General features: G+C 62.8%; 15 protein-coding genes and 3 rRNA genes. 17 read left to right on the forward strand and 1 reads right to left on the reverse strand.

The window, feature by feature from the left end:
- Position 1: 1 nt before the first annotated feature.
- From argH to MUG94_RS06120, 5 genes are all read left to right on the forward strand, one after another.
- Entirely contained in the window at positions 2-1459 is a 1458-nt protein-coding gene (argH, locus tag MUG94_RS06100) for an argininosuccinate lyase (RefSeq protein ID WP_227908200.1), read from the forward strand.
- A 142-nt stretch (positions 1460-1601) separates the two neighbouring features.
- Positions 1602-2120, forward strand: coding sequence for a pyridoxine/pyridoxamine 5'-phosphate oxidase (locus tag MUG94_RS06105; protein ID WP_227908201.1), 519 nt, complete (start codon positions 1602-1604; stop codon positions 2118-2120).
- Between the two features lie 50 nt (positions 2121-2170).
- Positions 2171-3028, forward strand: a complete 858-nt coding sequence (locus MUG94_RS06110) for a maleylpyruvate isomerase family mycothiol-dependent enzyme (RefSeq protein WP_269438470.1) — start codon at positions 2171-2173, stop codon at positions 3026-3028.
- Positions 3029-3429: 401 nt separating this feature from the next.
- Positions 3430-4278, forward strand: coding sequence for an SRPBCC domain-containing protein (locus MUG94_RS06115; RefSeq protein ID WP_227891147.1), 849 nt, complete (start codon positions 3430-3432; stop codon positions 4276-4278).
- A gap of 54 nt (positions 4279-4332) precedes the next feature.
- Positions 4333-4977, forward strand: coding sequence for a DNA-3-methyladenine glycosylase (locus MUG94_RS06120; protein WP_227908202.1), 645 nt, complete (start codon positions 4333-4335; stop codon positions 4975-4977).
- A gap of 125 nt (positions 4978-5102) precedes the next feature.
- Here the strand turns inward: MUG94_RS06120 and MUG94_RS06125 are convergent, their stop codons facing one another.
- A complete protein-coding gene (locus MUG94_RS06125) occupies positions 5103-6098 on the reverse strand; it encodes an aldo/keto reductase (protein WP_227908203.1) in 996 nt (331 codons plus the stop codon).
- A 190-nt stretch (positions 6099-6288) separates the two neighbouring features.
- Between MUG94_RS06125 and MUG94_RS06130 the strand changes: the two genes are divergently transcribed.
- From MUG94_RS06130 to recN, 12 genes are all read left to right on the forward strand, one after another.
- Entirely contained in the window at positions 6289-6846 is a 558-nt protein-coding gene (locus MUG94_RS06130; protein ID WP_227891144.1) for an adenine phosphoribosyltransferase, read from the forward strand.
- Between the two features lie 166 nt (positions 6847-7012).
- Positions 7013-9280 (forward strand): HelD family protein, encoded by a 2268-nt coding sequence (locus MUG94_RS06135; RefSeq protein WP_227891143.1) that lies wholly within the window; start codon positions 7013-7015, stop codon positions 9278-9280.
- A 13-nt stretch (positions 9281-9293) separates the two neighbouring features.
- A complete protein-coding gene (gene tyrS / locus MUG94_RS06140) occupies positions 9294-10613 on the forward strand; it encodes a tyrosine--tRNA ligase (protein WP_227891142.1) in 1320 nt (439 codons plus the stop codon).
- Positions 10614-11258: 645 nt separating this feature from the next.
- Positions 11259-12786, forward strand: a 16S ribosomal RNA gene (locus MUG94_RS06145).
- A 539-nt stretch (positions 12787-13325) separates the two neighbouring features.
- Positions 13326-16490: ribosomal RNA gene (locus MUG94_RS06150) — 23S ribosomal RNA — on the forward strand.
- Positions 16491-16791: 301 nt separating this feature from the next.
- Positions 16792-16908: ribosomal RNA gene (gene rrf, locus MUG94_RS06155) — 5S ribosomal RNA — on the forward strand.
- Together the 16S, 23S and 5S rRNA genes form the textbook arrangement of a ribosomal RNA operon.
- Before the next feature lie 299 nt (positions 16909-17207).
- Positions 17208-19403 (forward strand): hypothetical protein, encoded by a 2196-nt coding sequence (locus MUG94_RS06160; RefSeq protein WP_227908966.1) that lies wholly within the window; start codon positions 17208-17210, stop codon positions 19401-19403.
- A 4-nt stretch (positions 19404-19407) separates the two neighbouring features.
- Positions 19408-20406, forward strand: coding sequence for an HAD-IIA family hydrolase (locus MUG94_RS06165; protein WP_227908965.1), 999 nt, complete (start codon positions 19408-19410; stop codon positions 20404-20406).
- A gap of 56 nt (positions 20407-20462) precedes the next feature.
- A complete protein-coding gene (locus MUG94_RS06170; RefSeq protein WP_227908964.1) occupies positions 20463-20666 on the forward strand; it encodes a hypothetical protein in 204 nt (67 codons plus the stop codon).
- Positions 20667-20669: 3 nt separating this feature from the next.
- Positions 20670-21548 carry a TlyA family RNA methyltransferase gene (locus tag MUG94_RS06175; RefSeq protein WP_227908963.1) on the forward strand — a complete coding sequence of 293 codons (879 nt, stop codon included), beginning with the start codon at positions 20670-20672 and terminating at the stop codon, positions 21546-21548.
- Positions 21549-21595: 47 nt separating this feature from the next.
- Entirely contained in the window at positions 21596-22567 is a 972-nt protein-coding gene (locus tag MUG94_RS06180) for an NAD kinase (RefSeq protein WP_227908962.1), read from the forward strand.
- Complete coding sequence (recN, locus tag MUG94_RS06185; protein ID WP_227908961.1) at positions 22564-24291, forward strand: DNA repair protein RecN; 1728 nt, start codon at positions 22564-22566, stop codon at positions 24289-24291. The genes MUG94_RS06180 and recN overlap by 4 nt, the downstream gene beginning before the upstream one ends.
- The last annotated feature ends 21 nt before the right edge of the window (positions 24292-24312 follow it).

A 24312-nucleotide genomic window follows, 5' to 3' on the forward strand; every position in this document is an offset into this window, starting at 1 on the left:
AATGAATCACGGCAAGCCGCCGGTTGAACCGGCCGGAACCGCAGCTGCGGGTTCCACCGTCCAGGGCGCTTTGTGGGGCGGCCGCTTTGCAGGCGGTCCCGCTGACGCCCTTGCGGCGCTGAGCAAGTCCACCCACTTCGACTGGCGGCTTGCCGGCTATGACATTGCCGGCTCCCGTGCGCACGCCCGTGTGCTGCACACCGCTGGCCTGCTGGACGACGAGGAGCTGGCGGGCATGCTCGCCGCCTTGGACGCGCTCGACGCTGATGTCCGCTCGGGCGCGTATGCGCCCGCAGAATCTGATGAAGATGTCCACGGGTCCCTGGAACGCGGGCTCATTGAACGTGCCGGTCCGGCGCTGGGCGGCAAGCTGCGCGCCGGCCGGTCCCGCAACGACCAGATCGCCACGCTGGGACGGATGTACCTGCGCGACCACGCCCGCATTATCGCCACCGGTGTCCTGGCCACGGCCGATGCCCTCGTGGAGCAGGCCGAGAAGCACCTCGGTGTGGCCATGCCCGGCCGCACCCACCTGCAGCACGCGCAGCCGGTGCTGCTCAGCCACCACCTGCTGGCCCATGCCTGGGCGCTGCTGCGCGATGTGCAGCGCCTGATGGACTGGGATAAGCGGGCCGCGGTTTCGCCCTACGGCTCCGGTGCGCTGGCCGGCTCGTCGCTGGGGCTGGATCCCAATGCGGTGGCCGCCGAGCTGGGCTTTGATTCCGCGGTCTGGAACTCCATCGACGGCACCGCCTCCCGTGACGTCTACGCCGAGTTCTCCTGGGTCGCCGCCATGATCGGCGTGGACCTGTCCCGGATCAGCGAAGAAATCATCATCTGGGCCACCAAGGAATTCTCCTTTGTGACCCTTGATGATGCCTTTTCCACCGGATCGTCGATCATGCCGCAGAAAAAGAACCCCGACGTGGCCGAGCTGGCCCGAGGCAAAGCCGGCCGCCTGATCGGTGACCTCACCGGCCTTTTGGCCACGCTCAAGGGCCTGCCCCTGGCCTACAACCGCGACCTGCAGGAGGACAAGGAACCGGTCTTTGACGCAGCCGATACGCTGGAGGTCCTGCTTCCCGCCGTCTCCGGCATGATCGCCACGCTGACGTTCAACACCGAGCGCATGCAGGCGCTGGCACCGCAGGGATTCGCTCTCGCCACGGACATCGCTGAGTGGCTGGTCCGCCAGGGCGTTCCCTTCCGCGAAGCCCACGAGCTCTCCGGTGCCGCCGTACAGCTTGCCGAAAGCCGCGGCGTCGAGCTGTGGGATCTCACCGACGAGGACTATGCCGGCATTTCCGGGCATCTGACTCCCGAGGTCCGCAGCGTGCTCAGTACCGAAGGTTCGCTGGACAGCCGCAGCGCCCAGGGCGGAACGGCCCGGTCTGCCGTGGAAGCGCAGCTGGTCGCGCTGAAGTCCGAGCTGGACACGGCGCGCAGCTACACGGCCTGACAGGTTTACTGACCGGATATCCCGCCAGACCGGACGCGACCAGCGAAAGGACCCCGGAGAGCTGCCCGCTTTCCGGGGTCCTTTCCCGGTTTTCCCGTCGCTGCCAGGCATGTCACCGGGGCCCGGCGGCTACCCTTGGTCCATGGATGACTCCTTCCGGCTGATGCTGCGTGCGCTTCCCGACTTTCCGGAGGACCTGCCGAAATTCGATCCCGCCGGCGCACCGGCCGATCCTGCTGAGCTGTTCCGCTCCTGGCTGGAGGAGGCCCTGGCCGCCGGCGTCCGCCAGCCTCATGCCTTTTCGCTGGCCACGGCCGACGCAGGAGGGAACCTGTCCTCACGGATGCTCATCCTGAAAGATCTTGACGACGACGGCTGGCACTTCGCCACCTCCCGCACCTCACGAAAGGGCCGGGAGCTCGAGGCGAATCCCCGTGCTGCCATGAACTTCTACTGGTCCGAGCTGGGACGGCAAATCCGGGTGGCCGGCGCCGTTGTCCAGCTGTCGGAGGCGGCCTCGGCCCGTGACTGGGATGAAAGGCCGGCCGCCGATGGCTCGGCCAATCCCGAATGGCAGCTGTATTCGCTGCAGCCCATGGAAGTGGAATTTTGGCAGGCGGATCCGGGCCGGCGCCACATCCGCCACCGCTACCAGCTCTGACACGCGCTTTCACTGCCGGCAAAACTTTGTCCGACCCTTAAGGTGGGTCAATGACTGGTATTTATCAAGCTCCGGGTTCGTCTGCGTCCAAACCCTCGGACCGCGCTGCATCCTCCCAGCTGCTGTCCAATATGGAAGCTGCTGCATCGGATTTTCGGGGACGCATCGCCTCCCTGACGGACACCGATGTCCGTGCTCCCTCACGACTCCCGGGCTGGTCCCGCGGACATGTACTGGCGCACGTGGCCGGTGTTGCCGGGGCGATGGCACGCCAGCTTGAATATGCCGCCCGGGGCGAAACGACCGACCTTTACGAAGGCGGCTCTGATGGCCGGAACCGTGCGATTGAAGAGGGGGCCGTTCGCTCCGCCGACCGGCTTCGCGGCGAGCTGGACGACGCACTGGACCGCGCACTTTCGGCGTTCCGCAATCTGGGCGACGCGGACTGGACCGCACCCATTTCCTATCGCGGGGGAGTGGTGAGGGACGGCGGGCTGGCTCTGTGGCGGGAACTCGTTATCCACGGCACCGATCTGGGCACCGGGGGCGAAGCCGACGCCTGGTCCCCGCAGTTCTGCGAGCACCTCTTTGGGTTCTTGTCCGCTCGGGTTCCTGCCGGGATGCGTTTGAGGGTGCAGCCTTTTGGCATGGCTCCCCGCGTACTGAGTGCAAATCCGGAATCTGCCCTTTCACCGGCCTCTCCCTCGGAGAACGGTCCCTCGGTGAACAGCGCGTGGATAAAGACCGCCTCGGTAAACACCATTTCGGTAAACGGCATGGCAACGGACATCGCCGCTTGGCTCGCCGGAAGGACCCCGAACCTGGGGAGCCTGCGAGCCGAAGCAGCCGCTGACGGTGTCGACCTTCCCAAACTGCTGCCCTGGCCGTCCGGCATTCCTGCCAAATAACCGCCAATATCTCGAACCGACCAGGACACGGGTTTGTGAGGAGGACCGGGCAGAACGGCCGGTCTCAGCGTCCTGAAAAAGGTCCCATCAGGCGGAGCGCAGGACCAGGGAACCGCTGAGTCCGTTGGGATATCCGGCTGCGGACCAGCTGGGGGAGCATTGCCCCTCGATAGATCCGCATTAAACACGGAGTTGGTTTCAGCCCTTCAGCCCTTCAGCCTTTCAGCCGCCACCGACCTTTCGGCAGCCGAAGCCCCGTGAAAAACCAGGTAAGCCCGACGTAAAAGCGAGTACCGGTTTCCGGCGGGTGAACCGTGCGCGGAACCTTACGGATCCGCCTGGCCGCGGGCTAGGCTGAACAAAACCCCAATCCGGCCGTACCCGGACAGGAGGAAACTGCCGTGCCTGGACAGATCACTTCCGCCCCCGTTCCCGAAGGCCGAATCGAGAAGCTTTCCGACGGATACGCGGTGGCCTTCGACCGCCAACTCGACTACCCCACAGCCCATATTTGGGACATCCTGACGAATCCGGAAAAGGTCCCGCTCTGGCTCGGCCAGCTGAGCCCCGCATGGCAATTGGGTAAGGAATACACGCTGGAGATGGACGGTGGATCCAGTAGTGGAACCGTGCTCCAGCTCGAACCTCGTTCAAGCCTGCAGATCACTTGGGAAGACCAGCTGGGATCGGAATCAGTGCTGGAATGGCAGGTCCTGGCAAGCAGCGGGGGAGCGTTGCTGCTGTTCCGTTCCCGCACTGACACACCGGATTTCCTCGCTGAGGGCAGTGCCGGGTGGCAAGGCATTTTGGCCGCTTTCGCCAGCGTTGCGGCAGGACAGGAACCCGCCCGGGACAGCATGGAGACGTGGGTGGCCCTGAGGAATGCTTATGCCGAGGATTTCGATGTCTCGCCCACCATGGGGCTGGTCACTGGATCGGGAGCTGACGCAGCGCTGGTCTTCGATCGCTGGTACCGGGCTCCCGCCGAGGACGTGGAGGCTGCCGTGGACGCCGCCGGCCGCAGGCTCGGCGTTGGCCGTGAAGCGGGGTTGGAGATGACGGACGACGGCGAGGAAACCAGGGCCACCATCCGCCAGCCGGTGACCGGAAGCCAGGACCAGACCGCTGCCCTGCTGGCAACCTGGCACATGGCTTTGGACTCAGCGCGTGACCAGCTCGACGGCAGCATGCCCCATCCCAATTCGCACCGTCTGGCCGCTTTGGAGCGTTTGTACCGGCCCATGGTGTAGTTCGGCGAGCCGACCGATTCCACGGGACTGCATCGCAATTGCTACGGTCGGAAGATGGAAGACAAAAGCGAGAGGTCACGGCTTGCGGTGCCGGCGACAGAGGCCGCACGGCTCCTGCTGGGTTCGGTGCTGACGCACGACGACGGCAGGGAACCGGTGAGCGTGCGCGTCACCGAGGTGGAGGCGTACATGGGAGACGTTGACCCCGGCTCCCACGCCTTCCGGGGCCGCACCGCCCGCAACAACACCATGTTCGGTCCCGCCGGCCATCTGTACGTCTACTTCACATATGGGATGCATTACTGCGCCAACGTGGTGTGCGGCGAGGACGGCCATGCCACCGGGCTGCTGCTGCGGGCGGGGGAAATCGTGGGCGGAGTCGAAACAGCAAGGGAGCGCCGCAACAACCCGCGGACCGATCTGGACCTGGCCCGCGGCCCTGCCCGGCTGGCCCAAGCGCTGGGCATTAACCGCGATCTCGACGGCGCCGACGTCTTTGCTGCCCCGCTGCGTCTGGAACTGCCGGCTGAGCCCGTCCCGGCGGGCGAGGTGTCCAGCGGACCGCGGGTTGGCGTTAGCGGACCCGGAGGCACGGTTGAGTACCCTTGGCGGTACTGGCTGACGGGGGAGCCCACCGTTTCGAAGTACCGTCCCGCGCAGCCCAAACGCAGGCCAGCCGCCGGAGCGACCGCCCGGTAACGTGAAAGCAGTCAGGCGGAAAAGCGTGAGCGGCGCCCGGGATCATCCCGAACGCCGCCTGACCACGAAACCCCGCTGACAATCGAAGCCTTACCGGCAGCCGTGTCTTTCTATACGGCGTCTTTCTATACGGCGCCCGGCAGGGGTGCCTGTGGTGAGATCAGCTTGTTCTCCAGCAGTTCATCCCAGAAAGCGCCGGGGATCTGTGCCTTCATTGCCGCGATATCCTCCGCCACGCGCTCGGGCCGGCTGGAACCCGGGATGACCGCGGCCACAGCGGGGTGGGCGGTGGAGAACTGCAGCGCAGCGGCTTTCAGGCTCACATCGTACCGCCGGGCGATTGCCGTCAGCTGATCGATCCGCTCCTTGACCTGCGGCGGGATCGGCGCATAGTCGAAGTACTCCCCGCCCAGCAGAGCGCCGGAGTTGAAGGGACCGCCGACGACGATACCCACTCCCTTCTCTTGTGCAGCGGGCATCATGCGCTGCAGGGCACGCTCGTGCTGCAGCAACGTGTACTGGGTAGCGGAGAGGCTCATGGTCGGAGCCGCCACGTCCATGTCCATGGCCAGTTCGATGGGCTCGGTGGTGTTTACCCCGAGGCCCCAGCCATTGATCACCCCTTCGTCCTGCAACCGGGCCAGTACGCGGAAGGCACCGGTCCGGGCCTCATCGAACTTGGCCACCCACTCATCTCCCAGGAAGTCCCGGGACGTGTCATGGATGAAGACAAAGTCCAGCCGGTCGGTCTTCAGCCTCGTCAGACTTTCCTCGATGGACCGCAGCGTGGCATCAGCCGTGTAATCCGTGGCGATCTTATTCGCCCGCCCGTGGTTGAAGAGGCCGTCGCTCTTCTCCTCTTCCTCGTCCAGGATCAGCCGTCCCACCTTGGTGCTCAGGGCAAACTCGTCGCGATTGTGCTGCGAAAGCACTTCGCCCAAGCGGGATTCAGCCAAACCGGCTCCATAAAACGGAGCGGTATCAAAATAACGGATGCCTTCGTTCCAAGCGGCCTCGACAGTGGCCAGCGCTTCGTCCTGGGGAATGTCCCGGAACATATTTCCCAGCGGAGCTGTCCCGAATCCGAGTTTGTTCTTCAGCACTTCGCGCATGTTAGCCATGTGTTTCAAATCCTCACTGTAAATTCCGGGTCCTCTCCGAAGGACCCGCGCAAACGTGGAAACCACCTCACTGCGGACTTTTATTCCACCCGACTATTCCGTCCGGCTCCGGCACCGCGGCCGTCGAGACAAGTGCCACAGCGGCCCGTCCAACCACGAGGTCCTGCAGCCGAGCGGGTAAGGTGGACGGGTGAAAGAAACGCCCGCGGACACCGCACAGAGTATTGAACCCATTGCCGAAACCATCGAACGTCTGGGCGCAGTTGTGCCGGATTATCCCAAGCCGGGCGTCGTCTTTCGTGACCTGACACCAGTCTTCGCCGACGGCCCCGCCTTCCGAGGCGTCGTGGACGCATTGCTGGCCGAGTATGAGGGCCGCTTCGATTACGTGGCCGGTGTGGAAGCCCGCGGCTTCCTCCTCGCAGCAGCCGCTGCCTATGCGGCTGACAAGGGCGTCATCACCATCCGCAAGCCCGGCAAGCTGCCGCGCCGCGTGTTCTCTGAGAGTTACTCGATGGAATACAGCGAGAACACGCTGGAAGTCCACCAGGACGACATCCCCGCCGGCTCCCGGGTGCTGATCATGGATGATGTGCTTGCCACCGGCGGCACCCTCAGCGCCACGGCCCGGCTCATCGAAAAGGCCGGCGGCACAGTGGCCGGATTCGGCGTCGTACTGGAACTGAAGGATCTCGGCGGCCGCGCCGCACTCGAGGGTTACCCCGTCCACGCTCTCCTGGGCTACTAGCCCTTTTTACGCTCTTCCATCCGGCGGAGCACCACCGCGGCTCCGGACGGAGGCGCACCTAGACCCATCCGGCAAGGGCCGGCGTCACTTAAATAGCTCAGTGCATGGAAAAAGTCCAAATGCACGCTAAACTTGTGGGTCTGCCTTTGCGAGAGGGAACGCGAACATGCCTGAAACGTCTTCTGCCCACCACGAGCTGGAACACGAGCGACACTACGTCGCCGGTTTGTACCAGCGACTCGACGAACTGCGTGAAGAAAAGCGCGAGCAGCTGGCACAGGTGCGACGCAGCACCTCGGCCGGTTCACACCAAAACCGCTCCGAGCGTGATGCCTTCGCGACCATGTATGAGGACCGCCTGGCGCAGCTTAACGCCGTAGACGACCGGCTGGTTTTCGGCCGCCTGGACCTCGACGACGGCGAGGAACGGTACATCGGCCGGATCGGCCTGTCCACTGCTGATCTGCAGCGCCTGATGGTGGACTGGCGTGCCCCTGAGGCCGGAACCTTTTACCAGGCGACGGCTTTTGAGCGTCAGGGCGTCCGGCGTCGGCGTCACCTGATCCTTAAAGGCAGGAACGTCCAGGCCATCGAAGACGACGTGCTGGACTACAGCCTGCTCGAGGAGGAAGAAGCGCTCCAGGGTGAAGGTGCCCTGCTGGCCGCACTGAACTCCAAGCGCACCGGGCAGATGTCGGACATTGTCGGCACCATCCAGGCCGAGCAGGACCGCATTATCCGGGCACCCCTCGCCGGCACCCTCGTAGTGCAGGGCGGGCCGGGAACGGGAAAGACCGCCGTCGCGCTCCACCGTGCTGCGTACCTGCTGTACACGCACCGTGAACGGCTCAAGTCCGCCGGCGTGCTGCTGGTCGGCCCTTCCAACGCCTTCATCCGGTACATCGAACGCGTCCTCCCGTCGCTGGGTGAGACCGGCGTCGTCATGTCCAGCCTTGGACAGCTGATGCCCGGCATCGCCGCTGTCCCGGAAGAGGACGCGCAGGTCGCCGAGATCAAGGGCCGCATTTCGATGGCCGACGTGGTGGCCCGCGCCGTCGCGAACCGTCAGCGCATGCCGCTGGAACCGCGGAAACTGAACGTGGAGGGAACCATCCTCCTGCTGACGCCGAAGATGGTCCAGCGCGCCCGCGACCGGGCACGCGCGACCGGCAAGCCGCACAACGAGGCCCGCGTGACCTTCGTGAAGATCCTCCTGCGCGAACTCACCGAGCAGTTGACCGAACAGCTGGAAGAGTCCTCCGGTGCTGGCAACAGCACCGACCGGGCCTATCTGGCCGAGGATGTCCGCAGCTCCCGTGACGTGCGCGTGGCGCTGAACCTGTGCTGGATGCCGCTGACGCCGGAGAAGCTGCTGTCTGAACTCTTCAGCAAGCCCGGTCACCTTGAAGGTGCGGCCCCCGATCTGAGTGCCGAAGAAATCGCACTGCTGCGCCGCAGCCCTGACGCGCCTTGGACGGAAGCGGATGTTCCGCTGCTGGACGAGGCCGCCGAACTGCTGGGGGAGCTGGATGCTTCTGCAGGACGCGACCACGCCCTGCGGGAAGAGCAGCGGAAGCGGGACCTGGCCAACGCCGAGCGCGCCATCGAGAACACCGAAGGGTTCCTGGAGGACTCCGGTGCCCACGGCATCCTGTCCGCCGAGGACCTTGCCGACCACAACACCGTGGGGGAAGCCCGCTTGACCGCGGCCGACCGCGCCGCCGTCGACCGCACCTGGGCCTTTGGGCACATCGTGGTGGACGAGGCGCAGGAGCTTTCCGCCATGCAGTGGCGTCTGCTGATGCGCCGGTGCCCGCTGAAGTCCTTCACCGTTGTGGGTGACATTGCCCAGACCAGCTCCGCCGCCGGGGCCACTTCCTGGCAGCAGGCGCTGACGCCGTTCGTGGGGGATCGCTGGACCCTCGAAGAGCTCACGGTGAACTACCGCACGCCCGCGCAGATTGCCGAAGCCGCCGTGCGCATGGCCAATGCCGCGGGCCTTGTGGTGTCCGCCCCCAAGGCGGTGCGCGAGGGACGCTGGGCGCCCTTCATTGACTCGGTTCCCGATGGCGGGCTGGTTGGCCGCCTGATGGAGACTCTGCCGGAGGACCTGGAAGCGCTCGAGGGCGGACTCCTTGCGATTATCGCCGAGGAGCACCACCTCGAGGCCGTCCGCCGCGAAGTCGGAGCAGTTTACGGAAAGCGGCTGGGCACAGGTGCCGGCGGTTTGGAGCAGGACATCGTGGTCACCTCGCCACGGGAGGCGAAGGGACTGGAGTTCGACGGCGTCGTCATCCTGGAGCCCGAAGAGCTGCTGACCGCTGCGGCCGGGAAAGTCGGAGATCTGTATGTGGCGATGACCCGCCCCACGCAGCGCCTGCGTCTTATTGCGGCCCGTCCGGTTCCCGCTGGAATTATCGACGAAGAAGACTGATATTTTGGAAGACGTGACTACCGAAACCCCAGCGGGCCTGAGCGCCCAAAAGAATGATCCGACTTTCGAGAATGTTTGGCAGGAACTGAAGTGGCGTGGACTGGTCCATGTCTCCACGGATGAGGCCGAACTTGAGAAACTGCTCGCCGGGGAATCGATCACCTATTATTGCGGCTTCGATCCGACGGCGCCGAGCCTGCACCTGGGAAACCTGGTGCAGCTGCTGACCATGCGCCGCCTGCAGCTGGCCGGTCACCGGCCGCTCGCCCTCGTGGGCGGATCCACCGGACTGGTGGGGGATCCGCGCCCGACGGCGGAACGCACCATGAACACCAAGGAAACCGTCTCGGAATGGGTCGGCTACCTGCAGGGACAGGTGCAGCGCTTCCTCAGCTTTGAGGGGGACAACGCCGCGCAGATGGTCAATAACCTTGACTGGACCGCGCCCATGAGTGCCATCGACTTCCTGCGGGACATCGGCAAGCACTTCCGGGTGGGCACCATGATCAAGAAGGAGATCGTGTCCTCGCGCCTGAACTCTGACGAGGGCATCTCCTACGCGGAGTTCAGCTACCAGGTGCTGCAGGGCATGGACTACCTCCAGCTCTTCCGCGACTACAACTGCGTGCTGGAAACCGGCGGATCGGACCAGTGGGGCAACCTCACCTCCGGCACCGAACTGGTGCGCAAGGTGGAAGGCAAGAGCGTCCACGCCCTGGGCACCCCGCTGATCACCAACTCGGACGGCACCAAGTTCGGCAAGAGCGAGGGCAACGCCATCTGGCTGGACGGCACCATGACCAGCCCGTACGCGATGTACCAGTTCTGGCTCAACACCTCGGACGCCGACGTCGTTGACCGGCTTAAGGTCTTCACCTTCCTCTCGAAGGCGGAGATCGAAGAACTGGCCCGTGCAGTGGCAGAAGAGCCGCACAAGCGTGCGGCCCAGCGCCGGCTCGCGTATGACGTGACCTCCCTGATTCACGGGGTGGACGCAACGGAGAAGGTTATTGCCGCGTCCGCCGCATTGTTCGGGCAGGGCGAGATCAGCGAACTGGATGAAGCTACGCTGACCGCCGCCACGGCGGAGCTCCCGCGGGTAGTAGTGGACCGCAGCGGCCTGGGCATCATCGACCTGATGGTCGCCTCGGGGTTGTCGGGCACCAATTCTGCCGCTCGCCGGACCATCGCCGAAGGCGGCGCGTATGTGAATAACCGCAAGGTCACGGACGCCGAGACAGTGATCCCTGCCGCCGAGCTGCTGCACGGAAAGTACTTGCTGCTGCGCCGCGGCAAGCGCACGTTGGCAACGGTCGAGGTTAGCGAAGCGTAGGGCGAGTTAGCCCACTGATTGGACTGTGCTGATCGTCCCCGCGCAATCGGAGGGTTAGCCAGCACAGGAGAAGGCCGGTTTTCGGCTCCGCAGGTCCAGGTATATCCAGGAGTGCGGGGGCCGGAAGCCGGCCTTCCGTGCATCCCGGGACCGGGCATTCACTGCGTGCAGCAGATCACGTGCTCCCGGGTTGCACGGACCGGCCAGGCTGTGTAAAGTTTAGTGAGTTGCCCCGGTGAGTGTCTGGCGGACAAGGTTCGCAGGCAAGACTCCCGATCCGGCAACAGCCCACAACAAAGCAACGGACGAAAATCCGGACACTTCGTGACGGGCTCATCCGGTTGTTTCAGCCCGGTTCCGCGAATACCGCGGAATTGCTAAAACAATCCGAATGGAATAGAATAAAGAAACACTGCAGCGAAGAGAAAAGAAAAACAATTATTGTTTTTCCGAGTATTTCGGATGCATCTGTTGTTTGAGAACTCAATAGTGTGCCAAGTTTATTGATACCAATTATTTTAATTGGTTGAACTGGTTGTTACCGCCCACCCCGTGGGTATGGGACAGCTTTTTTAGCTGGTTTCGAATTTAGTGCAGGACTGTGCCGCCAATTTTCCTTGGCTCCGGTTCTGTGTCTGTAACACATTTACGGAGAGTTTGATCCTGGCTCAGGATGAACGCTGGCGGCGTGCTTAACACATGCAAGTCGAACGATGACTTTTGTGCTTGCACAAAATGATTAGTGGCGAACGGGTGAGTAACACGTGAGTAACCTGCCCTTAACTTCGGGATAAGCCTGGGAAACCGGGTCTAATACCGGATACGACGGATCCCCGCATGGGGGTTCGTGGAAAGCTTGATGCGGTTTTGGATGGACTCGCGGCCTATCAGCTAGTTGGTTGGGGTAATGGCCCACCAAGGCGACGACGGGTAGCCGGCCTGAGAGGGTGACCGGCCACACTGGGACTGAGACACGGCCCAGACTCCTACGGGAGGCAGCAGTGGGGAATATTGCACAATGGGCGAAAGCCTGATGCAGCGACGCCGCGTGAGGGACGAAGGCCTTCGGGTTGTAAACCTCTTTCAGCAGGGAAGAAGCGAAAGTGACGGTACCTGCAGAAGAAGCGCCGGCTAACTACGTGCCAGCAGCCGCGGTAATACGTAGGGCGCAAGCGTTATCCGGAATTATTGGGCGTAAAGAGCTCGTAGGCGGTTTGTCGCGTCTGCTGTGAAAGCCCGGGGCTCAACCCCGGGTCTGCAGTGGGTACGGGCAGACTAGAGTGCAGTAGGGGAGACTGGAATTCCTGGTGTAGCGGTGAAATGCGCAGATATCAGGAGGAACACCGATGGCGAAGGCAGGTCTCTGGGCTGTAACTGACGCTGAGGAGCGAAAGCATGGGGAGCGAACAGGATTAGATACCCTGGTAGTCCATGCCGTAAACGTTGGGCACTAGGTGTGGGGGACATTCCACGTTTTCCGCGCCGTAGCTAACGCATTAAGTGCCCCGCCTGGGGAGTACGGCCGCAAGGCTAAAACTCAAAGGAATTGACGGGGGCCCGCACAAGCGGCGGAGCATGCGGATTAATTCGATGCAACGCGAAGAACCTTACCAAGGCTTGACATGAACCGGAAAGACCTGGAAACAGGTCCCCCACTTGTGGCCGGTTTACAGGTGGTGCATGGTTGTCGTCAGCTCGTGTCGTGAGATGTTGGGTTAAGTCCCGCAACGAGCGCAACCCTCGTTCTATGTTGCCAGCGGGTTATGCCGGGGACTCATAGGAGACTGCCGGGGTCAACTCGGAGGAAGGTGGGGACGACGTCAAATCATCATGCCCCTTATGTCTTGGGCTTCACGCATGCTACAATGGCCGGTACAAAGGGTTGCGATACTGTGAGGTGGAGCTAATCCCAAAAAGCCGGTCTCAGTTCGGATTGAGGTCTGCAACTCGACCTCATGAAGTTGGAGTCGCTAGTAATCGCAGATCAGCAACGCTGCGGTGAATACGTTCCCGGGCCTTGTACACACCGCCCGTCAAGTCACGAAAGTTGGTAACACCCGAAGCCGGTGGCCTAACCCCTTGTGGGAGGGAGCCGTCGAAGGTGGGACCGGCGATTGGGACTAAGTCGTAACAAGGTAGCCGTACCGGAAGGTGCGGCTGGATCACCTCCTTTCTAAGGAGCACCTCAAAGTGGCCCGTCCTTCCACAGTGTTGGATGTGTGCTTTGCAGGAGATGCCCATGTCGGAAACGTTTGTTTTCCGGTGGGTGCTCAAGGGTGGAATATCAATAGGCAGGTGCCCGGCGTTGAGCCCGGCAGCAGAGTACGCCGTACTCCTGGTCTTCTTTTTCTTCGGAAAGGGCGGTCCACGGGGGATGGTTGGAAATGGTGTCCGGTGTCTTCAAGTACCGGGTTTTTCCGTTTGGCACACTGTTGGGTCCTGAAATAACAGGACCGAAGAATTTTCAAGCCTTTTTTGGAAGGGTTGGGAAGGGCACGGGTTCCGTGTTGTTTCTGATTGTTCCTGCGCAGGCCTGAAGCTGTCCACGGTGAATACGTGGTGGTGGAGGGGTGTGACGGGGTTGTTGTTTGAGAACTACATAGTGGACGCGAGCATCTTAAATTATTAAGTGCAATTTCAGATAAACCTGGTGACCGGATTTGTTTCCGGCCTCCATGGTTTTCTCGATAGCGATAATATATTGATCTTTGTGGTCAAGTTTTTAAGGGCACACGGTGGATGCCTTGGCATCAGGAGCCGAAGAAGGACGTAGGAATCTGCGATAAGCCTGGGGGAGTTGATAACCGAGCGTTGATCCCAGGATGTCCGAATGGGGAAACCCCGCCCGGCGCGCGAGTGACCGGGTGACCCGCATCTGAACACATAGGGTGCGTGGAGGGAACGTGGGGAAGTGAAACATCTCAGTACCCACAGGAAGAGAAAACAACAGTGATTCCGTTAGTAGTGGCGAGCGAACGCGGAAGAGGCTAAACCAGTGGTGTGTGATAGCCGGCGGGCGTTGCATCACTGGGGTTGCGGGACTTTCCGTATCGATTCTGCCGGATCGGTGAAGTGAGTGCAGGTGCATAGGTGAACGGGTTTGAAAGCCCGGCCGTAGAGGGTGTTAGCCCCGTAACCGGAATGTATGCTGCCGCTTGGAGAGGATCCCAAGTAGCACGGGGCCCGAGAAATCCCGTGCGAATCTGCCAGGACCACCTGGTAAGCCTAAATACTCCCTGATGACCGATAGCGGACAAGTACCGTGAGGGAAAGGTGAAAAGTACCCCGGGAGGGGAGTGAAACAGTACCTGAAACCGTGTGCCTACAATCCGTTGGAGCAGGGCGATGCCACTTGTGGTGTTGTGCTTGTGACAGCGTGCCTTTTGAAGAATGAGCCTGCGAGTTAGTGTTACGTCGCGAGGTTAACCCGTGAGGGGAAGCCGTAGCGAAAGCGAGTCTGAACAGGGCGATGCAGTGGCGTGATCTAGACCCGAAGCGGAGTGATCTACCCATGGCCAGGTTGAAGCGCGTGTAAGAGCGCGTGGAGGACCGAACCCACTTCAGTTGAAAATGGAGGGGATGAGCTGTGGGTAGGGGTGAAAGGCCAATCAAACTCCGTGATAGCTGGTTCTCCCCGAAATGCATTTAGGTGCAGCGTTGCGTGTTTCTTACCGGAGGTAGAGCTACTGGATGGCTAATGGGCCCTACAAGGTTACTGACGTCAGCCAAACTCCGAATGCCGGTAAGTGAGAGCGCAGCAGTGAGACTGTGGGGGATAAGCTTCATAGTCGAGAGGGAAACAGCCCAGACCACCAACTAAGGCCCCTAAGCGTGTGCTAAGTGGGAAAGGATGTGGAGTTGCTCAGACAACCAGGAGGTTGGCTTAGAAGCAGCCATCCTTGAAAGAGTGCGTAATAGCTCACTGGTCAAGTGATTCCGCGCCGACAATGTAGCGGGGCTCAAGTACACCGCCGAAGTTGTGGCATTCAAATATTAGCCAAGCGGATGGTTTATCCATTTTCGTTCAAGCGTTTGGATGGGTAGGGGAGCGTCGTGTGGGCAGTGAAGTCGCGGTGTAAACCAGCGGTGGAGCCTACACGAGTGAGAATGCAGGCATGAGTAGCGAAAGACGGGTGAGAAACCCGTCCGCCGAATGATCAAGGGTTCCAGGGTCAAGCTAATCTGCCCTGGGTAAGTCGGGACCTAAGGCGAGGCCGACAGGCGTAGTCGATGGACAACGGGTTGATATTCCCGTACCGGCGAAAAACCGCCAATACCAAGCGGGGGATACTAACCGCCCAATACCTGACCGGCCGCCCTTGTGGCGACCCGGTTTTTGGTGGAGCGCGGGACCGTAACCTGGGAGGTAAGCGTATTAACAGGTGTGACGCAGGAAGGTAGCCGGGCCGGGCGATGGTTGTCCTGGTCTAAGGATGTAGGGTCAGCGATAGGTAAATCCGTTGCTGTGTCTTTGATGACGATCCTGAGATCTGATGGGACCCCTTTAGGGGGGAATCCGGTGATCCTATGCTGCCTAGAAAAGCATCGGCGCGAGGTTTTAGCCGCCCGTACCCCAAACCGACACAGGTGATCAGGTAGAGAATACTAAGGCGATCGAGAGAATTATGGTTAAGGAACTCGGCAAAATGCCCCCGTAACTTCGGGAGAAGGGGGGCCCCAACCTTGATGGACACTTGCTGTCCGGAGGGGATCGGGGCCGCAGAGACCAGGGGGAAGCGACTGTTTACTAAAAACACAGGTCCGTGCGAAGTCGCAAGACGATGTATACGGACTGACTCCTGCCCGGTGCTGGAAGGTTAAGAGGACCGGTTAGCCCTTACGGGCGAAGCTGGGAATTTAAGCCCCAGTAAACGGCGGTGGTAACTATAACCATCCTAAGGTAGCGAAATTCCTTGTCGGGTAAGTTCCGACCTGCACGAATGGAGTAACGACTTCCCCGCTGTCTCAACCATAAACTCGGCGAAATTGCAGTACGAGTAAAGATGCTCGTTACGCGCAGCAGGACGGAAAGACCCCGAGACCTTTACTATAGTTTGGTATTGGTGTTCGGTGTGGCTTGTGTAGGATAGGTGGGAGACTGTGAGACCCGGACGCCAGTTCGGGTGGAGTCATCGTTGAAATACCACTCTGGTCATACTGGATATCTAACTTCGGCCCGTAATCCGGGTCAGGGACAGTGCCTGATGGGTAGTTTAACTGGGGCGGTTGCCTCCTAAAGAGTAACGGAGGCGCCCAAAGGTTCCCTCAGCCTGGTTGGCAATCAGGTGGCGAGTGTAAGTGCACAAGGGAGCTTGACTGTGAGAGAGACATCTCGAGCAGGGACGAAAGTCGGGACTAGTGATCCGGCGGTACATTGTGGAATGGCCGTCGCTCAACGGATAAAAGGTACCTCGGGGATAACAGGCTGATCTTGCCCAAGAGTCCATATCGACGGCATGGTTTGGCACCTCGATGTCGGCTCGTCGCATCCTGGGGCTGGAGTAGGTCCCAAGGGTTGGGCTGTTCGCCCATTAAAGCGGTACGCGAGCTGGGTTTAGAACGTCGTGAGACAGTTCGGTCCCTATCCGCTGCGCGCGCAGGAAATTTGAGAAGGGCTGTCCTTAGTACGAGAGGACCGGGACGGACGAACCTCTGGTGTGTCAGTTGTACTGCCAAGTGCACCGCTGATTAGCTACGTTCGGATGGGATAACCGCTGAAAGCATCTAAGCGGGAAGCCCGCTTCGAGATGAGATTTCCATACACCTTGTGTGTGAGAGGCCCCCAGCCAGACCACTGGGTTGATAGGCCGGATGTGGAAGCGGGGACTAAAGACCCGTGAAGCTGACCGGTACTAATAGGCCGATAACTTACACCACACCATGATCTGGGCAGGAAACGACTTCAAACGTTCCCGCCAAAGAAGGATCATGTTGATCATGCTGCTTGCGTCCACTATGTGGTTCCCGGATAACAAACCCGTGTGTGGTTTGTCACCGAAGGAACTGGTACTGAATCATCTGTTATGGGTGGTTTGGTGCCGTAGAATAAAGGAAGTGTTCATTCTTACGCGTGAACATCTTTTTCATGACAGGCACCCCGTGAAGGGTGTGTTTGGTTGTGACCCATGTTTTCCCCTCCACCGGGTGCAGTTTTGGCTGGTGGTGCGGGTGGTAGGGTTACGGCGGTCATAGCGTGGGGGAAACGCCCGGTCCCATTCCGAACCCGGAAGCTAAGACCCACAGCGCCGATGGTACTGCATCCGGGAGGATGTGGGAGAGTAGGTCACCGCCGGACAATATTTTGGTTGAGAGGTTGAGGCCCGTACCTTTTTGGTACGGGCCTCAACTGTTTAACCAGTCGCAGCTGCACAGAGGACTTCTGCCCAGCTGCTGCTGGGCCCGGAGGTGGGAAGACTCACCTATTCCCAGGCGTCCCGCACGCCCAGGGGTGACCATCCCGGAACGTACCTGGACTAGAATCAGACTGTGCCTGTTTAGGCCCCCAAACTTTAGTACCGACTTTTATATATCCATAGTGACGAGCGACTGCAGTAAATTCCGTTGGTCGGCTCACGACGAGAGGAACTCACCAGCATGTCAGAGCAAAATAACAGGGATCAGCGCGGCGACGGAAACAATGCCGCCCGCAGCAGCAGCTCGTCGGATAAGCGGGACGACCGCGGACGCCCCGCCACGAACGACCGAAATGCCCCCAAGCGGTTCGAAGACCGCAAGCCGTCCTTTGGCGGTCGCCCGGCGCGTGATGGTGAGCGGAAGTCCTTCGGTGACCGTGGCGCGTCCTCGGAGCGCAAGCCGTACTCCAAGGACCGCAAGCCGTCCTTCGGTGACCGGCCTGCCCGCAGTGACGACGACCGCCGGCCCCCGCGTGATGGTGAGCGCAAGCCGTTCTCGGAGCGCAGCGGTGAGCGGAAGTCCTTCGGTGACCGGGGTGACCGGAAGCCTGCCTTCGGCGACCGTGGCGATCGTAAGCCGTCGTTCGGTGGCGATGACCGTCGTCCGCCTCGTGATGGTGAGCGGAAATCCTTCAGTGACCGTGGCGAGCGCAAGCCTGCCTTCGGCGACCGTGGCGATCGTAAGCCGTCCTTCGGCGACCGTCCTGCCCGTGGTGGCGACGACCGCCGTCCGGCTCGCGACAATGACCGTAAGCCGTCTTTCGGTGACCGTAAGCCTTCGTTTGGCGGCGACGACCGTCGTCCTCCCCGTGATGGTGAGCGGAAGTCCTTCGGTGACCGTGGCGATCGTAAGCCGTCCTTCGGCGACCGTAAGCCGTCGTTCGGTGGCGATGACCGTCGTCCTCCCCGTGATGGTGAGCGGAAATCCTTCGGCGACCGCAGTGACCGCAAGCCGTCGTTCGGCGACCGCGGCGATCGCAAGCCCTCCTTCGGCGACCGCGGTGACCGTAAGCCGTCGTTCGGCGGCGACGACCGTCGTCCTCCCCGTGATGGTGAGCGGAAGTCCTTCGGCGACCGTGGCGATCGTAAGCCGTCCTTCGGTGACCGCAAGCCTTCGTTCGGCGGCGACGACCGTCGTCCTCCCCGTGATGGTGAGCGGAAGTCCTTCGGCGACCGCGGTGACCGTAAGCCGTCGTTCGGCGACCGTGGCGATCGCAAGCCCTCGTTTGGTGACCGTCCTGCCCGTGGTGGAGATGACCGCCGTCCGGCACGTGACTCCGCGCCGCGCTCATTCTCCAAGGGCCGTCCGGCCCGCGGCGAGGACGCACCGGTTGTTGAGCACAAGCACAACGCCCGCGACCTCCGCAGTGCCAACCGTCCGGACCGCGAGCGTTCCCCTGAGATCGACGACGACGTCACAGGACAGGAGCTCGACAAGGTCACCCGCGCTCAGCTGCGTATCCTGGAAGAAGTCAACGGTGAGTGGGTCTCCAAGCACCTGGTGATGGCTGGACGCCTGATCGACATTGATCCGGAACTGGCCTTCCAGCACGCGCTGGCAGCGAGCCGCCGCGGCGGACGCATGGCAGCGGTTCGTGAGGCTGTTGCTCTGACGGCGTACGCCTCGGAGAACTTTGCCGAAGCGCTGCGCGAATTCCGTACCTACCGCCGGATCAGCGGCTCCAACGCCTACCTGGCCATGATGGCCGACTGCGAACGCGGGCTCGGCCGTCCGGACCGTGCCCTGGACATCTCGCGCTCGGATGAGGCGAAGGAACTGGACACTGCCGGCCAGGTGGACATGGCCATCGTCGCTTCCGGTGCCCGGATGGACATGGAGCAGTACGACGCCGCCGTAACCGCACTGGAAATCCCGCAGCTGGACAAGAACCGTGCGTTCTCCTTCAGCCCCCGCCTGTTCCGCGCCTACGCCGACGCCCTCGAGCTGGCCGACCGCAACGATGAAGCCGAGCAGTGGCGCAACCGTGCGCTGCTCGCCGAGAAGGCCCTCGGCATCGGCGAGTTCGCTGAGCCCGATATCTACGACCTCGACGACGAAGAGGACAAGCCGGAAAAGCCGCGCCGCGGCCGTGAGGACCGCGACCGTGAAGGTCGCGACGATCACCGCGGTGCCGAGCGTTCGGAGACTCCGTTCGCTGCTCCGGTTGAAACCGAGACGGTGGATGCCAACGGCGAGCTGGACCTGACCGACGACGTCGACAACCTGCCCTCCGATGAGCAGGAAGGCGTCATCGGCGTCCTGGAAGCCGAAGAAGACGATGATGACAACGCCGTCGAACTGCAGGAAGACGGCAACGACAACGACGAGTTTTCCGCTGACGCACCTGCCGGTGACGCCGACGAGGACCGCGCGTAGCACTATGGCGGACACTTCGCTGATTGCCGGTTACGACGCCGTCCTTTCGGACTTGGACGGCGTGGTCTACGCTGGCCCGCACGCCATTGAAGGGGCCGTCGAGGCGTTGCAGCGCCTCGACGGCGCCGGCGTGCAGCTGGCCTACGTCACCAACAACGCTTCGCGTTCCTCCGAAACGGTGGCCGCGCACCTGCGTGAGCTGGGGGCGCCGGCAACAGCTGAAACCGTGTTTGGCTCGGCGCAGGCCGGTGCGGAGTTGTTGGCAGCTTCGGTGCCGGCAGGCGCCACGGTCCTGGTGACCGGCAGTGCGTGGCTCACCGAGCAGGTCCTTGAACAGGGACTGGTCCCGGTGCTCTCGGCCGATGACCACCCTGACGCCGTCATCCAGGGTTTTGATCCCGGCCTCGGCTGGACGGATCTGGCAGAGGCTGCCTTTGCCGTGGAACGGGGCGCCGTGTGGGTTGCAACCAACACTGACATGTCCATTCCGCAGGCACGGGGGATCGCTCCCGGCAACGGAACGCTGGTGGCAGCCGTTGCTGCGGCCACCGGAAGGACGCCCCTTGTAGCCGGAAAACCCGAGGCTCCGCTGTTCCTGACGGCGGCACGCCATTTGGGGGCCGAAACACCGCTCGTGGTCGGTGACCGGCTGGACACCGACATCCTCGGCGGCAACAACGCCGGGTTCGCGACGGCAATGGTGCTGACCGGCGTCGACACCCCGCAAACAGCGCTGGCAGCCCGCACATCTGAGCGGCCGACGTACCTGATCCCAAACCTCGATGCGCTCTACCGGCCGTACCCTCGGGTCGAAACCGTCGACGGCGTCAGCCGCTGCGGTGCCGCGGTGGCCAGGGTGAGCGGGGACACCGTGGAAATCACGGGCGACAGCACCGATCTGGACAGCTGGCGGGCGGCCTGCGCGGCCTGGTGGAATGCCCGTCCGGATGAGGAAATTGCCACCGAGCCGGTGCTCAGCTGGACTGTCACCGCCGGCGGATAAGCTGGGCTCGAAACGTTCGAAAAGGGATAGGCAGACGCCGGATGGATAACAGCCAGATGGATAATACAAGCGAAGACCTACCGGCCGCCCGCCCCTGGCCGTCTCTTCGGGTGCAGACCCAGGATCCCGCGGTTGATGCTGCCCTGTCCGGACTCGAAGAAATCCCCGGACTGCCCACATCCGGGCACCATGCCGTGTACACCGCGCTCTACGGCAGTCTGCTGGCTGAACTGAACGCCGACCTGTCAGAGGAGCACTAGAAAGTGGCAAGGCTTGACCAGGAATTGGTGACGAGGGGGCTGGCCCGCTCCCGGACCCACGCGGCCAAACTCATCGCTGCGGGCCGGGTTTCCCGCGCCGGTACGGTGCTGGGCAAGGCATCGGCGTCCGTCACCGGCGAGGACGCCCTTTCAGTGCTCGACGACGGTGTTCCCGACTATGTCAGCCGCGCCGGCCATAAGCTCGCAGGCGCCCTCGAGGCATTCCCGCAGGTTCAGCCCGCGGGGCTGCGCTGCCTGGACGCCGGCGCCTCCACCGGGGGGTTTACCGATGTCCTGCTGCGGCGCGGTGCCGAGCGTGTGGTGGCCGTCGACGTCGGGCACGATCAGCTGGTCGAGGTGCTGCGGCAGGACCAGCGTGTTGACGTTCATGAAGGCATGAACGTGCGGTATCTGAAGCCGGAGGACATCGGGGGACCGGTGGACCTGACCGTGGCCGACCTCTCCTTCATCTCCCTGACCATGGTGGTGGCTTCGCTGGCAAAGGCGACGCGCCCGGGGGGAAGCCTGCTGCTCATGGTCAAGCCGCAGTTTGAAGTCGGCCGTGAGAAGCTGGAGAAGGCCGGGGTCGTTCTCGACCCGCAGAAGCACCGGATGGCAGTGGCACGCGTGGTGGAATCTGCGCTGATGGAAAACCTCCGCGTTGCGGGCCTGGCGCCCAGTCCGCTGCCGGGCCAGAACGGCAACGTTGAGTTTTTCCTGTGGCTGCAGGTGCCAACACCGGCAACGTCCGTTCCGGAAGCGCCCGTTGATGCACAGGCAACCGCCCGGCGTTTGGTGGATGACGCCTTTGACAGGTTTGATGGAGCCGGAACAAAGCCTGCTGATCGGTTTGCAGACGAGGAACGCCCCGCAGAAGACTGACGGAATTCCAATCAGCTCCCTCGGGGGCGGAACAGGACGATACAGACATGAGCAGACGGATACTCGTGCTGGCCCACACCGGCCGGCAGGCTGCCATGGCTGCCGCCCAGGAGGCGTGTACCCAGCTTCACACCTCCGGCCTGATCCCGGTCATGCGGCGCAAGGACCTGGAGGACATCCAGTCCGTTTACGGCGTCCTGACCGCACCCACCGAAATCCTGGATGAAGACGTAGACCTCCACGGCGTGGACCTGGGCATGGTTCTCGGCGGCGACGGCACCATCCTGCGCGCGGCGGAACTGGTCCGCGACACCAACGTTCCCCTGCTGGGCGTCAACCTTGGCCACGTGGGATTCCTGGCCGAAAGCGAACGCGCTGACCTGACGCAGACCGTGCACTGGGTGGTGGAGCGGGCCTATACCGTTGAAGAACGCATGACCATTGACGTCAAGGTCTGGTTCGAGAACCGGCTGATAGCGCACACCTGGGCTTTGAACGAAGCAGCCATTGAAAAGGCCGACCGGCAGCGGATGCTCGAGGTGGTGGTGGAAGTCGATGCCCGGCCCATCAGTTCCTTCGGCTGCGACGGCGTTGTCCTGGCCACCCCCACCGGCTCCACTGCGTATTCCTTCTCCGCCGGCGGCCCCGTGGTGTGGCCCGAGGTGGAAGCTCTCCTGATTGCGCCAATCAGCGCCCACGCACTGTTCTCCCGGCCGCTCGTCGTCGCCCCCACCTCCATTCTTGCCGTGGAAGTCCTGACCCGCACCGACGCTGCCGGAGTGCTCTGGTGCGACGGCCGGCGCAGCGTGGAGCTGCCGCCGGGCGCGCGCGTAGAAGTCACGCGCTCCTCAATCCCGGTGCGGCTGGCCCGCACCCACTCAACACCGTTCTCCGAACGCCTCGTGCGCAAATTCCAGCTGCCCACCCAAGGTTGGCGCGGGCCGGCCGGCAGCCCCGGAGAACTGTCGGACAGTGTTGAACTATCCCGGCACACGGCAGACAGCGGAGGTACGGCATGATCGAAGAAATCCGCATCCGCGACCTCGGTGTCATCACCGACGCCACGCTGGAGCTTGGCCCCGGTTTCACCGTGGTTACCGGTGAAACCGGTGCCGGTAAAACCATGGTCATCACGGCTCTGGGCATGCTGCTGGGTGCCCGGACCGACGCCGGAGCTGTCCGTACCGGAGCGAAGGCAGCCCTGGCGGAAGCTGTGGTTCGGCTTCCGCCGGAAAACGCCGCCGTCGTCCGTGCGGAAGACGCCGGTGCGGAACTGGAAACGTACGACGGCGTCACCGAGCTGATGCTCGCCCGCACCGTCAGTGCGGCAGGCCGCAGCCGGGCCCACGTGGGGGGACGGTCCGCGCCGGTGGGTGTCCTGGCCGAGGTGGGCCAGCACCTGGTGGCGGTGCACGGACAGTCCGACCAGCTCCGGCTCAAGAGCACAGCGGCGCAGCGCGAAGCTCTCGACAAGTACGCCGGCCCGGTGCTGGCCACCCTGCTGTCGTCCTACCAGACGGACTACGCGCGCTGGCGGGCGGCCGTCACCGAGCTGGCCGATCTGCGGACCCAGGCCCGTGAACGCCTGCGCGAAGCAGACTACCTCTCGGCTTCGCTGGAGGAAATCGACGCCCTGGAGCTGCTGCCCGGCGAGGACGACACCCTTAAGGCCGAAGCTACCCGGCTCAACAACTTCGAAGAGCTGCGCACCGCCGCGGTGGGCGCACACCAGGCGCTGATCGCCGGAGACTTCTCCGACGGGTCCGACGCCACCTCTCTCGTGGAAGCAGCCAAACGGCAGCTGGAACTGGCGGGCGAGCACGACCCGGCGCTGGCTGACTCCGCCAAACGACTGGCCGAAGTGGGGTACATCCTTACCGACATAGCCGCCGAGCTGGCCAGCTACAGTGCCTCCCTGGACGGGGAGGGCCCCGAACGGCTGGCCGAGGTGGAATCCCGCAGGGCCGACATCACGGCACTGGTCCGCAAATTCGCCCCCTCCGTGGACGAAGTCCTGGAATGGGCCGAGACCAGCCGCGCCCGGCTGGCCGAACTGAGCGATGACGGCAGCCGGATAGAGGCGCTTGAAACGGAAATCACCGAGCTTCAGGCCGGACTCACATCGGCGGCAGCTGACCTGACGAAGCTTCGGACCGAAGCCGCAGCTGACCTCGCCCGGCGGGTCAGCGACGAACTGTCCGCCCTGGCCATGGCCAACGCCAATCTGGTCATCGAGGTCACCGCCGTCGAAGAACTCAGCATGCACGGGGCGGACAGCATCTCCTTCCTCCTGCAGCCGCATCCCGGTGCCCCGGCACGGCCGCTGGGCAAGGGCGCCTCCGGCGGTGAGCTCTCACGCGTCATGCTGGCCATCGAAGTGGTGCTGGCCGAAGTGGACCCCGTTCCCACCTTCATTTTCGATGAAGTGGACTCGGGGGTCGGCGGAAAGGCGGCTGTCGAAATCGGGCGCCGGCTAGCCATGCTCGCGAAGCACGTGCAGGTGATTGTGGTCACCCACCTTCCGCAGGTGGCCGCGTTTGCCGACCATCACATCCGGGTGATTAAGATGTCCGCAATGGGGGAAGATGGAACAGGCGTAACCGCCAGCGACGTTACCGTTCTGGACGATGCAGAGCGGATCAAGGAACTTGCCAGGATGCTTGCAGGCCAGGAGGACTCCGAGTCCGCCCGGGCACACGCCGTCGAACTCCTGGCAGCGGCGGGACATCCGCCGCGTCAGTAGTCCAGTGCCGCAGGAAGAATT

The organism is Arthrobacter gengyunqii (assembly GCF_023022985.1).
GTDB lineage: Bacteria > Actinomycetota > Actinomycetes > Actinomycetales > Micrococcaceae > Arthrobacter_B > Arthrobacter_B gengyunqii.

Excerpts from the sequence above, each read along its gene's own strand:
- argH (WP_227908200.1), top strand. The coding sequence starts at position 2 with ATGAATCACGGCAAGCCGCCGGTTGAACCGGCCGGAACCGCAGCTGCG.
- MUG94_RS06105 (WP_227908201.1), top strand. The coding sequence starts at position 1,602 with ATGGATGACTCCTTCCGGCTGATGCTGCGTGCGCTTCCCGACTTTCCG.
- MUG94_RS06110 (WP_269438470.1), top strand. The coding sequence starts at position 2,171 with ATGACTGGTATTTATCAAGCTCCGGGTTCGTCTGCGTCCAAACCCTCG.
- MUG94_RS06120 (WP_227908202.1), top strand. The coding sequence starts at position 4,333 with ATGGAAGACAAAAGCGAGAGGTCACGGCTTGCGGTGCCGGCGACAGAG.
- MUG94_RS06125 (WP_227908203.1), bottom strand. The coding sequence starts at position 6,098 with ATGGCTAACATGCGCGAAGTGCTGAAGAACAAACTCGGATTCGGGACA.
- MUG94_RS06135 (WP_227891143.1), top strand. The coding sequence starts at position 7,013 with ATGCCTGAAACGTCTTCTGCCCACCACGAGCTGGAACACGAGCGACAC.
- MUG94_RS06160 (WP_227908966.1), top strand. The coding sequence starts at position 17,208 with ATGTCAGAGCAAAATAACAGGGATCAGCGCGGCGACGGAAACAATGCC.
- MUG94_RS06165 (WP_227908965.1), top strand. The coding sequence starts at position 19,408 with ATGGCGGACACTTCGCTGATTGCCGGTTACGACGCCGTCCTTTCGGAC.
- MUG94_RS06170 (WP_227908964.1), top strand. The coding sequence starts at position 20,463 with ATGGATAATACAAGCGAAGACCTACCGGCCGCCCGCCCCTGGCCGTCT.
- MUG94_RS06180 (WP_227908962.1), top strand. The coding sequence starts at position 21,596 with ATGAGCAGACGGATACTCGTGCTGGCCCACACCGGCCGGCAGGCTGCC.
- recN (WP_227908961.1), top strand. The coding sequence starts at position 22,564 with ATGATCGAAGAAATCCGCATCCGCGACCTCGGTGTCATCACCGACGCC.